At 68.4% G+C, this 12,765-nt stretch carries 11 protein-coding genes; 8 read left to right on the forward strand and 3 right to left on the reverse strand.

Features of this window, described 5'->3' with window-relative positions; translation table 11 throughout:
- Positions 1-268: 268 nt before the first annotated feature.
- On the reverse strand, positions 269-1,051 hold the full coding sequence (locus SACMADRAFT_RS11930; RefSeq protein WP_009154074.1) for an SDR family NAD(P)-dependent oxidoreductase: 783 nt from the start codon (positions 1,049-1,051) through the stop codon (positions 269-271).
- A gap of 381 nt (positions 1,052-1,432) precedes the next feature.
- On the opposite strand from SACMADRAFT_RS11930, the gene SACMADRAFT_RS11935 reads away from it, so the two are divergent.
- The 4 genes from SACMADRAFT_RS11935 (at position 1,433) to SACMADRAFT_RS11950 (ending at position 7,621) form a co-directional block, all read left to right on the forward strand.
- Positions 1,433-2,944: a class I adenylate-forming enzyme family protein gene (locus SACMADRAFT_RS11935; protein WP_232285579.1), complete on the forward strand. Its 1,512-nt coding sequence runs from the start codon at positions 1,433-1,435 to the stop codon at positions 2,942-2,944.
- Positions 2,945-3,021: 77 nt separating this feature from the next.
- On the forward strand, positions 3,022-4,869 hold the full coding sequence (locus tag SACMADRAFT_RS11940; protein WP_009154076.1) for a DUF3556 domain-containing protein: 1,848 nt from the start codon (positions 3,022-3,024) through the stop codon (positions 4,867-4,869).
- Positions 4,866-6,299 (forward strand): phytoene desaturase family protein, encoded by a 1,434-nt coding sequence (locus SACMADRAFT_RS11945; RefSeq protein ID WP_009154077.1) that lies wholly within the window; start codon positions 4,866-4,868, stop codon positions 6,297-6,299. The genes SACMADRAFT_RS11940 and SACMADRAFT_RS11945 overlap by 4 nt, the downstream gene beginning before the upstream one ends.
- Positions 6,296-7,621 carry a PucR family transcriptional regulator gene (locus tag SACMADRAFT_RS11950; RefSeq protein WP_050998361.1) on the forward strand — a complete coding sequence of 442 codons (1,326 nt, stop codon included), beginning with the start codon at positions 6,296-6,298 and terminating at the stop codon, positions 7,619-7,621. Before SACMADRAFT_RS11945 ends, SACMADRAFT_RS11950 begins: the two co-directional genes overlap by 4 nt.
- A gap of 42 nt (positions 7,622-7,663) precedes the next feature.
- Here the strand turns inward: SACMADRAFT_RS11950 and SACMADRAFT_RS11955 are convergent, their stop codons facing one another.
- Complete coding sequence (locus tag SACMADRAFT_RS11955) at positions 7,664-8,227, reverse strand: hypothetical protein (RefSeq protein WP_009154079.1); 564 nt, start codon at positions 8,225-8,227, stop codon at positions 7,664-7,666.
- Positions 8,228-8,434: 207 nt separating this feature from the next.
- Between SACMADRAFT_RS11955 and SACMADRAFT_RS11960 the strand changes: the two genes are divergently transcribed.
- The 3 genes from SACMADRAFT_RS11960 (at position 8,435) to SACMADRAFT_RS11970 (ending at position 11,416) form a co-directional block, all read left to right on the forward strand.
- Entirely contained in the window at positions 8,435-9,073 is a 639-nt protein-coding gene (locus tag SACMADRAFT_RS11960) for an MBL fold metallo-hydrolase (protein ID WP_009154080.1), read from the forward strand.
- Between the two features lie 202 nt (positions 9,074-9,275).
- The gene (locus tag SACMADRAFT_RS11965) at positions 9,276-10,784 is read left to right on the forward strand and encodes an FAD-dependent oxidoreductase (protein ID WP_009154081.1); all 1,509 of its coding nucleotides are present in this window, start codon (positions 9,276-9,278) and stop codon (positions 10,782-10,784) included.
- Positions 10,785-10,798: 14 nt separating this feature from the next.
- Positions 10,799-11,416 (forward strand): TetR/AcrR family transcriptional regulator, encoded by a 618-nt coding sequence (locus SACMADRAFT_RS11970; protein ID WP_232285580.1) that lies wholly within the window; start codon positions 10,799-10,801, stop codon positions 11,414-11,416.
- Here the strand turns inward: SACMADRAFT_RS11970 and SACMADRAFT_RS31275 are convergent.
- Positions 11,298-12,149, reverse strand: a complete 852-nt coding sequence (locus SACMADRAFT_RS31275) for a helix-turn-helix domain-containing protein (protein WP_332307208.1) — start codon at positions 12,147-12,149, stop codon at positions 11,298-11,300. The genes SACMADRAFT_RS11970 and SACMADRAFT_RS31275 overlap by 119 nt on opposite strands.
- On the opposite strand from SACMADRAFT_RS31275, the gene SACMADRAFT_RS11975 reads away from it, so the two are divergent.
- The gene (locus SACMADRAFT_RS11975) at positions 12,073-12,558 is read left to right on the forward strand and encodes a hypothetical protein (protein ID WP_009154083.1); all 486 of its coding nucleotides are present in this window, start codon (positions 12,073-12,075) and stop codon (positions 12,556-12,558) included. The two genes, SACMADRAFT_RS31275 and SACMADRAFT_RS11975, sit on opposite strands and share 77 nt — an antisense overlap.
- Positions 12,559-12,765: the final 207 nt, after the last annotated feature.

Below are 12,765 nucleotides of genomic sequence, written 5' to 3' on the forward strand. Positions count from 1 at the left end.
CGCAGCGCGCGGCGTCAATTCCGATTCCGGGATCTGCTTCGGACTCGGCTTCGGTCCTAACAGGCCGATCTCGATGTTCATGGCAGGGTCCCGTGTGGTGCCGGTCGAAAGCTCCACCAAGGTCCCTGACGTGCCGGTTGCGGACGACGGGGCTGCGGCCAGGTCGGATGCCCTTCACGACAGATCACGCAATAACGACGCCCACCAAGGCCATTCACCGGAGTCCCGGATTGGTCAACTCCGGCCGACCGCACACCCGTGTGCCCTGTCAGAGCGCGTGACCGCCGGCGACTTGCAGGACCTGCCCGGTGATCCAGCGCGCTTGATGCGAGGCCAGATAAACCACGGCGTCGGCGATCTCGTCGGGGGTCCCGACCCGGCCCATCGGCACGATCTCGTTGACTTCAGCGATGAGGTCCTCGGTGATCCAGCCGGTTTGGACCGGCCCTGGCGCCACGGCGTTCACCCTTATCCCCCGTCCTGCCAGGTCCAAGGCGGTGGACCGAGTGAGCGCCTCAAGCGCCGCCTTGGATGTTCCGTAGCCGGTCTGGCCGGGAAAGGCCCGGGCGGCGTCGGTCGTGATGTTGATGACGGACAACGGCGCGTCGCCGTCGCGCAGGCGAGCCACCTCGGCCGTCAGTACTGCGGGAGCGATGGTATTCACCTGGTAATGCCGCCACAGCGACTCAGCGTTCAAGGACTCGACGCTGTCCGGCGACTCACAATGTGCGGCGTTGTTGACCAGCACGTTGATTGCGCCCGCACGCCCGCCGACCTCGTGTACGAGCCGCCGCGCCTCGCCGGGTTCGGCCAGGTCCGCGCTGACCGCGAAGGAGCCGTTGCCAAGTTCCTCGGCGAGCTCGGCGGCCGCCGCTGTGGTGGGTGTGATGTGGTCCCACCTGACATTGGCGGGTGCGGGCCGATCCTGAGCCAGGTAGTGGATCGCCACGCACGCGCCCTGTGCGGCGAATGCACGGCTGATTGCTGCCCCCACGTTCCCGGCCCCTCCGGTGACCAGAACATTCTGACCGGCAAGGCGCGGATCGATCATGTTTTCTCCTGGGTGGTTTTCGTTCGGGACAGCGGTCCGGCAATGCCTGTGGCCACGATGGCATGGCGAAGCCCACGGAATTTTCCGGTCTGGTAACTGGCACCCCACTGTTGCTTCCTACGGCGGATGCGGGCCATCACATCCGCCGTCCCGCCTGGGCGGGCTCGAAGACATGATCGTAGCCCGGCGCTCGGCGCGGCCGGCTTCAACCGCTGCCGGGTGCGCGGGTGATGGCTGTACCGGTCGAGACATCCCGGATAGTTCGCTGTGCCCGACCTACCTCTTGTGCATGATGCACAACTGGTCACGGCAAGTTCGTCGCGCCGGGACGTAGGAAGGTTCTCGGCTGGCTGCGTAGTGTCTGGTGCCACGTTGTTTGTGATGCAGAACACAGGCAACGCGGTGCTGGAGGTGGCAATGGAGCTGCGATACCTGCCGTGGAACCCGACGAGCCCGCTGCGTCAGCACTGGACGCGGGTGGGGCTTCGCGACGACAGGGTGGAACTGACCTACGAGCAGTTCGATGCCTGGGTCGAGGCGTTCGCCGAACAACTTGCCGAGCGCGGCTTCGGCCGGGGGCAGGTGCTGGCGATCGTGTTGCCCAACCGGGTCGAGTTGCTCGTCGCGATGTTCGCGGCCTGGCGGCTTGGCGGGGCGGTGACGCCGGTCAATCCCGCGTTCACCGAGACCGAGGCGAACTACCAGATCACCGACTCCGGTGCCTCGCTCGTGGTGACGCTCGCGCCCTGCGCCTCCGTCGCGGGCAGGCCGGCCATCCACGTCGACGACATGCGAACCGACCGGCTGCGAGAACCGCTGCCGCCCGCGGCGCTCGCCGGCGACGACCTCGCCCTGCTGATCTACACCAGCGGTTCCACCGGCAAGCCGAAGGGAGTGCTGCTCGACCACCGGCACGCCGAGGCGATGTCGGAGACCATGGCGCGGCACCTGCGGCTCACCGAGAACGACCACTGCCTGCTGATCCTGCCGCTGTTCCACGTCAACGCGATCATGGTCAGCGTGCTGGCGCCACTGCGTTGCGGCGGTGAGGTGAGCATCGTCGGGCAGTTCTCCGCGGGCAAGTTCTTCGACCAGGTCGAGCGGTTGCGCCCGACGTACTTCTCCGCGGTGCCGACCATCTACGCCGTGCTCGCCGCCCTTCCGGAGAGCGTGCGGCCCGACGTGTCCTCACTTCGGTTCGTCGTCTGCGGGGCGGCGCCGGTCTCGCGTGAGTTGCTCGTCCGGCTGCGGGACCGGTACGGCTTCGAGGTCGTCGAGGGGTACGGGCTGACCGAGGGCACCTGTGCCTCGGCGTGCAACCCGGTCGACGGCGTTCGCAAGATCGGCACCGTCGGCCCGGCGTTGCCCGGCCAGCAGATTCGCATCATGGGCCCCGACGGCTCGTTCCTTCCCGCGGGCGAGGAGGGTGAGGTGGTCATCGCCGGACCCACCGTGATGCGCGGCTACCTCAACCGGCCCGATGCCACCGCCGAGACCATTGTGGACGGATGGTTGCACACGGGTGACATCGGCAGGCTCGACGACGACGGCTACCTGACCGTCGTCGACCGGCTGAAAGACATGATCATTCGCGGTGGCGAGAACATCTACCCCAAGGAGATCGAGGCCGTCCTCTCGACCGTGGCGGGCGTGCTCGAGTCAGCGGTCGTCGGTCGTCCCGACGACATCTACGGCGAGATCCCGGTCGCCTACGTCAGCGTCTACCCCGGTTCGACGATCACCGAGGAGGAGCTCCTCGATCACTGTCGACTGCACCTGACCAGGGTGAAGGTGCCCGAGCGCGTCCACCTCGTCGACGCCCTGCCCAAGAACCCGGTCGGCAAGATCGACAAGCCTGCCCTCCGGCGAAACCTCAGTACCCAGGCGGCCTGAGCCGCTGAGTCCCTCACGTCCTGCGCGGGCTCCCTCGCGCAGTCACTGCCCCCTGCCCGCGAACGAAGGAGAGCACCGTGGGATTCAAGACCCCCGACATGCCGCCGGTGGACCCGGCGAAGTTCGAATCCATGCCGGTCATGGAACGGATGCGGATGCTGGCCGTGCACTGGACGGAGTACGGCTTCGGCGGTCCGAAACAGATGCACATGCTCTACCTCATCAAGACCGTCCTGTTCGTCGTCGGTGGTTGGCTCGTCGTCGGCCTGACCACACCCGGGCTCAGCCTCACCGATCTCGGCGCGTGGTGGGGTGAGCTGATCGTCTACCAGAAGCTCATGGTGTGGACGGTGCTGTGGGAGATCACCGGGCACGCCGCTTCCTGGGGGCCGCTGGCCTTCAAGTTCGGCCCGATGATCGGTGGCTGGCGCTACTGGGCCCGGCCGGGCACGCTGCGGCTGCCGCCGTATCCGGGCAAGGTCCCCGGCACGGCGGGTGACCGGCGCAGCGCCTTCGACGTCGGGCTCTACCTGCTGATCGTGGCTAACCTGCTGTTCCTGCTGCTTTCTCCCGGCGTGCAGAACGCGGCCGCCTACACCGACGTCGGCCTGTTGCCGGGCTGGGCACTGCTGAGCTACGTGGCACTACTGCTGATCATGGGGCTGCGTGACAGGGTGGTGTTCCTGGCCTCACGTCCGGAACAGTACGCCGTGTGCCTGCTCGCCTTCGGCGTGCTGGCAAGCCACGTCGACATGGTGCTCGTCGCCAAGATCGCCATGGTCGTCATCTGGCTCGGTGCGGGTGTCTCCAAGTTCGGGCATCACTTCAGCCTGGTGGTGCAGGCGATGATGAGTAACACGCCGTGGTTGCGGTCGAAGCGGTTCAAGCGCTCGCTCTACCGGAATGTGCCAACCGATCTGCGCCCTTCGAAGATGGCGCTGGGCTGGGCACACCTGGGGGGCACGGTGGTGGAGTTGTGCCTGCCGCTGGTGCTGCTGTTCTCGACGAACGCGACCATCACCTGGCTGGCCATCGCGGGCATGGTGCTGTTCCACCTCTTCATCTACTCGACCTTCCCGCTCGCGGTACCGCTGGAATGGAACGTCTTCTTCATCTTCGTGGTGCCGTTCCTGTTCGGCGGGTTCTTCGCGGGCAACGGGTACAGCGTCGTCGACTTCAGCAGTGCCTGGATTCTCGCCGCGGCGCTGATTCTCTGCCTGACCGGCCCGATCCTGGGCAACCTCAGGCCGGAGTGGGTGTCGTTCCTGATCTCCATGCGGCAGTACGCGGGCAACTGGGCATCGGCCACGATGGCGTTTCGGATGAACGACGCCGAGGACAAGCTCGACACCGGCCTCGTCAAGTCGATGAAGACCCAGCGGCAGCAGTTGCTCAGCCTCTACGGCTCCGATGTGGCCGAGATCTTCCTGCAGAAGTGCGTGGCCTTCCGCAGCATGCACAGTCATGGCCGGATGCACCTCTCGCTGCTGCAGCGACACCTCGACAAGCTCGAGAACTACCGGCTGCGGGAGGGCGAGGTCGTCTGCACCGTGCTGGTCGGCTGGCAGTTCGGCGACGGCCACCTCTTCGACGAGCGCACGATCGCGGCGGTACAGCAGCGGTGCGGCTTCGAGCCGGGCGAGTTCGTGATGGCGTGGACCGAGTCGCAGCCGATCCACAAGAAGACCGTGCGCTACATGGTCGTCGATGCCGCGCTCGGTGTCGTCGAGCGGGGCTACTACGACGTGCGTGACGCGGTGGCCGAGCAGCCGTGGATTCCCAACGGGCCGGTTCCGCACCAGGTGACCTGGCGCCTGCCCGGTTACGAGCCCGCAGGCGATTTCGTCCATCCCGCGCCGCGACCCGCCGATTCCGCGCGACCCGCGCGGCACCGTGACCCGGCGAGTGGAACAGTCGGTTCATGACGAAAGCCGTAGTGGTCGGCAGCGGGCCCAACGGGCTCGCTGCCGCCCTCACCCTGGCGGCGGAGGGTGTGGAGGTCGAGGTGCTGGAGGCGGCACCCACCATCGGGGGAGGCACCCGCACCAGCGAACTCACCCTGCCAGGTTTGCTGCACGACGAATGCTCCGGTTTCCACCCGCTCGCCGTCGACACGCCGTTCGCCCGACGATTCGACCTGTCACGGCACGGGCTGCGCTGGCGGTGGCCCGAGGTGCAGTACAGCCACCCGCTCGACGGTGGCGGTGGCGCTGCGGCGTGGCGGTCGCCGGACGCCACAGCGGCGGCTCTCGGTGCGGACGGGCGAGCATGGCGGCAGGTGTTCGGCTGGTTGACCAGCCGGTTCGACGACATCGCCGAGGACTTCCTGCGACCGATGCTGCACCTGCCTGCCCATCCGGTGAAGCTGGCTCGGTTCGGCGCGTTGGCCGCGCTGCCCGCCACTGCGCTGGCCAGCAGGTGGTCGACGCCGCAGGGCCGGGCGCTGTTCGCGGGTGTGGCCGCTCACGCACTGCGACCGTTCGCCTCACCGATGTCGTCGGCGATCGGCGTCGCGCTCGGGACGGCGGCTCACCGCTACGGCTGGCCCGTGGCCGAGGGCGGCTCGGCCGCGATAGCGCGGGCGCTGGCCGGTCTGCTCGCCGAACACGGCGGCAAGGTGAGAACCGGGATCACCGTGACGTCACTGGACGAACTCGGCTCGGCGGACGTGGTCATGCTCGACGTCGCCCCTTCCGCCGCCGCACGCATCGCCGGTGAGCGGTTGCCGCCGCGCGTTCGGCGTGCCCTCACCCGGTACCGCCACGGACCAGGGGTGTTCAAGGTCGAGTTCGCGGTGCGGGAAGGGGTGCCCTGGCAGCACGAGGAGTCGCGACACGCGGGCACGGTGCATGTGGGCGGGTCGCTCGCCGAGATCGCGGCGGCCGAGCGGGAGGTCCACCGTGGCCGGATGCCGACGCGGCCGTTCGTTCTCGTCGGCCAGCAGTACCTCGCCGACCCCTCGCGCGCGGCGGGGGACGTGGTGCCGGTGTATGCCTACGCCCACGTGCCCCAGGGCTGGGCAGCAGACGCCACGGTGGCGATCGAGCGGCAGATCGAACGGTTCGCGCCGGGGTTTCGGGACCGCGTTCTCGCCCGCCACGTCCGGTCGGCGCGGCAACTGCAGGAGTACAACCCGAACTACGTCGGCGGCGACGTGGTCACCGGCGCCAACGACGCGCTTCAGCTGGTGTTTCGGCCGAGGGTGGCGCTCGACCCCTACCGGCTCGGGGTGCCCGGTGTCTATCTTTGTTCGGCGGCCACCCCACCCGGCGCGGGTGCGCACGGCATGTGTGGTTACAACGCGGCGCGTTCGGCGCTGCGCGAGCTTCGTGGGAAGGGCGCGGGGTGCTCGTGACCGAACCCTTGAAACGACGCCTGGTTTCCGACGACGCCCCGGAGGCCGGGCAGATCCGCGCTCTCGTGGTGCGTGTCGCCGAGCGCCTGCAGGCGCGCCACACCGAACTCAGCGACAGCGTGAACTCCGCGATCGAGCACGCCGTCGCGGATCTCGACGCGCCGGAACTGACCGAGATGCTGCACGCCAGCGTCGAGGGCAATGTCACCACGATCCTGCACATGCTGCGCAACGACATCCCGATCGAGCACGTGCAGCCCGCCACCGCCGCCACCGAGTACGCCGTCCGGCTTGCTCGTGCCGGCGTACCCGCGGGGCCGCTGCGCCGCGCGTACCACATCGGCACCGATGATCTGCTGGCCGAGGTGTTCCACGAGATCGAACTACTGGACTGCTCCTCGGAGCTGAAGTTGCGGCTGCTGCACCACCTCGCCGGTTGGCTGCACCGCTACATCGACTGGATCACCAGGGTGGTGCTGGACGCGCACGAGGCGGAGCGGCTTGCGCTGCTGGAGCAGAACGCCACCGACGTGTCACGGCTGGTGCATCGGCTGCTCGACGGCGAGCCCGTGGAGCCCGACCAGTTCGCGGCCACGACCGGCTACCGCCTCGAACGGCCGCACGTCGCCACCGTTGTCTGGGACGAGGGAGTGCGGCAGGCCGCCGACCAGATCGAGACGTTGCGGTCGCTGGCGAAGCGACTCGCCTGCGCGCTGGGCAGCAAGGACGAGCCGCTGTTCATGCCCATCGACCGCAGCACCGCATGGGTATGGTGCCATGTGCCGAAGGTGAGCTCACCGACCGGCGCGGCGCGGGTGAGTGACGTACTGTCCGTGACCCCGTCCGTACGGGCCGCGATCGGCACTCCCGTCGCAGGCGTCGAGGGCTTTCGCAGGACGCTGGAACAAGCCAATGCGGTGCGGCTGGTCGCCAACACCAGCAGCGAGCCGCACACCCGGGTCGTCTGCTACGGCGACGACGGCATGGCTGTCGTGGCCATGTTGGCCCGGGACCTCGCCGCCACCCGGCGGTGGGTCATCGACACTCTCGGGCTGCTGTCGCTCGACACCGAACCCGCCGACCGGCTACGAGAGACGTTGCGAACCTTCCTGCGTACCGGCAGCTATGTCGAGACCTCCAAGACGCTGGTGTTGCACCGCAACACCGTGAAGTACCGGCTGGCCAAGGCGGAACAGGAGCGGGGTCGCCCGCTGGCCGAAGGCCAGCTGGACCTGGAACTCGCGCTGCACCTGTGCCATGTGCTCGGGCAGGCAGTGCTGCAGCAGCCGCGCAATGCCGGGGAGAACGGCTACGCGGGCTGAGCGGCCGCACGCCCACAGCGGCCGGAAACGGGTGAGGTGACGTCAGGCCCTGGTCAACGACATGAGCAGCAGCCAGGTCACGACCAGCGCGGAAAGGGCGGCGAACCGCCAGTATCGCGGCAGGGTGGCAGCCGTGACGACCGCGGCGGTGGCATAGCCGATCCCGACACAGAACGCGAGCGCCACCGGCGGCTCGCCACCCGCGATGCCGCCGAGGCGGTCAGCCGTCGAACCGATCACCCAGGCCAGCACCGGTCCGAGCAGCGCCGTCGGGTAGGCAGGCCGGACGCGAAGCAGCCACAGCAGGCCCCAGCCGATCGGCAGGCTCAGGCCCAGCACCAAGGCGATGGTGAAAACAAAACTGATCATCGCGCCGCCGACAGCGCCCGCGGCCTCACACAGCGCCCGTACCGCCTCGCAGTCGCCTCCCGGTCGCCCCGGGCTCACCAGGGACAACGGCAGGTCGGGAAAGAGGAGGAAGAAGCCCCACCAGCCCAGCACGAGACCGGCGCCTGACGCCGCCGCGCCCAGCAGGCGCGCCACCAGGCGGGCGGGCGCCACACCACCAGCGGATTCGGCAGGGCGGGCGGTTGGCTTGTCGTCCACGACATTCCCGGTTCTGACGGCGGCGAACTGGGAACGCGACCCTATCGCGGGTGGCGGCAACGGTGTGGGCGATTCCGGGTTTTTCCGAACCGGCGGCCCAGCAAGCGCGGCACTCGCGGCAAGGCCCCATGACTGGCGATCCTTGACCTTGACCTTACTAGAGGTATTAGCGTGAGGCTTGTCAGTACAGTTTGGAGGGTGAGTGTCATGAGGCGAATCCGGCCTGATCTATGGGAAACCGAGGCGGAGTACCCCGCTCCCGGACTGAGCACCCACGCCTATCTGTGGGCCGCGCCCGGTGGCAACGTGCTGTTCTACAACACGACTCTGGAACACGAGATCGACGGTATGGCGCGACTGGGCGGAGTCGCCCGCCAGTACCTGAGCCACCAGGACGAGATCGCGCCCTCGCTTCGCGCCATCAGGCAGAGGTACGGCTCGACGCTGCACTGTGGCGCCGCCGAGGCTGATGTCGTCGGGAGAACCTGCCCCGTCGACGGCGTGGTCGACGAGCGTCGCGTGGAGTTGGACGGGCTGGAAGTGCTCCCTACGCCGGGCCACACGCCGGGCAGCACCTGTTTCCTGGTGTCGTCTGCCCACGAGGCGACGTACCTGTTCACCGGTGACACCGTGCTGCGCGATGCCGAGGGCAAGTGGTTCGCGGGCTACATCCCCGGCCACAGCGACCGCGACGCGCTGGCCGCCAGCCTGTCCGAACTGGCGAAACTCGCGCCGGACATCGTGATCTCCAGTGGTTTCGTCGGCGATTCGGGTGTGACCGAACTCGGTGAGCGAGCCTGGGCCGACTGCGTGGACGAGGCGCTGCGTTCGTTGGAGCGTAGCTGAGGTCTGCGACTTGTTCTTCGTGATCGTTCACCGTGGTGGTCGGGATACCTCCGCGCCTGTCCAGGCGGTCGAGTCCGACCGGACCACGGCTGCCCTGCCGCGGCGGCCACAACTTCACCACGTTCTCGACCTTCCGCCCGGCGGGTGGGTCGCTTAATATATTAACGGTACCGTATCGTTAATATATGGGGGAGTGAGTGGGATGGCGCCTGACGTGCTGGTGGTCGGTGCTGGGCCGACGGGCCTGGCGACGGCCTGTGGGCTGCTGAGGCAGGGCGTTTCGGTGCGGGTCGTGGACAGGGCGGAGGGCCCGGCGGTGACCTCGCGTGCGAACTTCCTGCACGCGAGGGGTTCGGAGGTACTGGACCGGCTGGGCGCGTTGCGGGAACTGCCGGAAGAGTCGTTGCGCGCGATGATGATCACGACGTATCTGGGCGATCGGCCGATCGCGTCGCTGCGGTTCGGCGACCCGGGGTTGCGTACCGCTGCGCCACCGATGGTGGTTTCCCAGGCCAGGGTGGAGGCGGCGCTTCGGGATCGGCTGGCCGAGTTGGGGGCAGCGGTGGAGTGGGGCAGCACCCTGGTCGACCTCCAACAGGACAGCACCGGGGTCACGGCTGTGCTGGGTACTGGTGAGTCGGTGCGGACCGGCTGGGTCGTCGGTTGCGACGGTGCGGGCAGCGTGACCCGCAGACTCGCGGGTATCGGCTTTCCAGGGGTTCGGATCAGCGAGCGCTACCTGCTGGCGGACCTGCACATCGACTGGGACCTCGACCGGAGCGGGACCACCGGCTGGGTCAGCCCGGCCGGGATGATCGGTGCCATGCCGATGCCCAGTCCGAATGCCGATCTGTGGCGGCTGATCGCCTACGATCCCGCTGAGGGGGGTGTGAAGCCGAGTGAGCGAGAGATCGTGGAACGCTTCCGTAGGATCGTGCCCGAGCGCACGGGTCGTTCGGACGCGCGGATCCGCGACGCGACGTGGGTGTCGCTGTTCACCGTGCACCGGCGGTTGGCGGAGGTGTACCGGCGTGGGAGGGTGTTGCTGGCTGGGGACGCGGCCCATGTGCATGCCCCGTTCGGTGGGCAGGGAATGCTGACCGGTCTCGGTGACGCGGAGAACCTTGCGTGGAAGCTTGGGCTTATCGTCAACGGTCGGGCTGACGAGTCGTTGCTGGACAGCTACGAAGCGGAGCGGCGGCCGCTGGCGACTCAGGTACTGCGCGGCACGACCGCGGTCACGAAGGTCAATATCGCCGCAGGCCCGGTCGGCCGGTTCCTGCGGGACCGGCTGCTCGTGCCGGTGCTCAACCTGCCCTGGGTACAGCGTTGGGCGACCTACTCGGCTTCCCAGTTGTGGGTGAGCTACCGGCGTGGCCCGCTGGGCACCGCCCGGTTGACTCGTGAACCCAGGCCCGGCGACCGGGTACCCGACCTGCACTGCGTCTGCCCGGACGGCGCGGTGTCGCGGCTGTATGCCGAGCTTCGTGGCCGCTTCGCGGTACTGACGCCGGGCGCTGAGGAGCAGGGAGGCGTTGCCTCCGTCCAGCGTCGGCCGGGCAAGCATGTGGTGTTCCTGCGGTATGTGGACGACCGGCGTGAGATGTGGTTGGTCCGTCCGGACGGGCACCTGGCATGGCGGGGACGGGATGTCTCCCTCCTGGAGCGGTGGCTGACCACCGCGTTGAGTACCGGGCGGGCGAAGCGATGACCCACCACACACCCGTGCCGCGGGGCCGCGGCCGCCCGCGCGACCCCGACACCGACCGGGCGATCCTGCGGGCCGCGTTCGAGTTGTTCCTCGAACGCGGCGTCGACGGCGCCAGCATGGAGCGGATCGCCCGGCGTGCCGGTGTCGGCAAGCTGACCGTCTACCGCCGCTGGTCGTCGAAGGAGGAGTTACTCGCACAGGCGGTCGCGTCGGTGGTCGAGGAACGGGAATGGCCGTCCAATGCGGACATTGAGACCGGCTCGCCATCGGAGATCCTCGAGCGGGTCCTGCCCGAGTCGGCGAAGCTCGCTGCCAGCCGCGAGTTCCGTGCGCTCGTCTCCCGAATCTATGGCTCCGCGGTCAGCCATCCGGATCTGCTGGCGGCATACTGGCGCCACTACCTCCTGCCCCGCCGCGAGGCCACCAAAGCCCTGCTACGGCGCGCCCAGGAGGACGGCACGATCGCTGCGGACGCCGACTTGGACGTGCTGATCGACATGCTCGCCGGCGCGGTCACCTACCGGATGTTGCAACCGGACCCGCCCGATGCCGTGGAGATGCGACGCTACCTCGAAACCCTTCACCGGCAGGTGGGCCTGCTTCCGCAGCCACCCGAGGCGACCGGCCGCTGATACCTCGGCGGCCGTAACGGCCGCCGAGTGCGGCACCGCCACGCCGCATCGCTACGACTGTCGCCACTGCAAGGAACGTCAGAGCCGACACCACCGCGGCTCTGCCGACCCGGGTGAGCCTGCTGTCTCGCTGGGTCGGCGTGCGACCCGCCACGGGCTCCCCGTCGGGCGATCCCGATGGTTGGCAACGCGGCGCGCAGTCGGGGCAGGACGCCTGCCCGATGTCCTGACTCGCGGCCCGCCGCCAGCGTTGCTGCCACATCGCCACGTCCCCGTCGCAGGCCTGAACGTAGGCCTGCGTCACCGCCAGCGACGGCAACCGCTCGCCACCGGCTGCCTCCGACAGCGTGGTGGCAGAGTAGTGCGCTTTCCTGGCGAGTTGGCGGTAACCCGGTGATTCGGCCTGTTCCCGCAACTGCCGCAGTTCCCATGCGAACCGCTGAACCGGCCCGTTCTCGGGGTCCACCGGTCGTTCCGGCCTGCCCATGTCCGCTTTCCCCCTGCGTTGATTCTCGTTGATTGTCCAGACCACGTTCCGCCCTCTTGTCAACGAAACCAGCTCTACAGCTTGAGGCGTGGTCAGTCCAAGGGGCCGGCGACCGCGAACCCCGCTGACCTCGGATGCGAGCGAAGCGTCCCTACGATTGAGGAACCGGATGAGCAGCCGAAGAGGGATCGTGCTGACCCTGTCCATGGTCGCCGCCGCCCTGTTCGCCGTTGTGATGCCCGGCATCGCCACGGCGGCGCAGGACACGGCGACGGAGCGGACGGCGGCAGCAGGCGACGTATCGACCGCGGCCTACGAAGTCGACCACGCCGTCGCCGGTTCGCTGCCGCCCCGCTCGGAGTTGACGTGCCACTCCGTTCGGGCGGTGGAGATCTGCTACCCGGCCTACGGTGACCGCTGGTGGGTGCAGGACCAGGCCGCCGACGGTGCCTCGGCTGCCGTGCACTGGGAGAACTTCCGTGGCGGCAGCCTGTATCGCTCCGGCATGTGCGTCAACAGCCTGGGCGACGGCAAGTGGGACCAGTGCAACAAGAAGTACTACGAGGACAGCGTGCTGAACGGGTTCCCGTGCGTCCGGGATCGAAGTGAGAGCCCGGACGCCGTGTGCAACTCGAGCGGCTGGCGTTTCCAGTGATGCCGTAGGCGGGCTCGGCGGTCGCCACACGGCGGGCGGCCGCCGGCACCGTCGGCCCGGGCAAGGTACCCGAGCCTGATGCCACCTCGCCGTTCCTGGCAGCATCGTGATACGTGTTCCATCCCCCGAGCAGTGCTTGCGATGGCCGTTCGACTCCGACCGTTGCGCTCGAATGATAACGTGTTCTAGTTTTGCGGGAAGGCCCGC

It is taken from the genome of Saccharomonospora marina XMU15 (genome assembly GCF_000244955.1).
In the GTDB taxonomy this organism is placed as follows: Bacteria; Actinomycetota; Actinomycetes; order Mycobacteriales; family Pseudonocardiaceae; genus Saccharomonospora_A; species Saccharomonospora_A marina.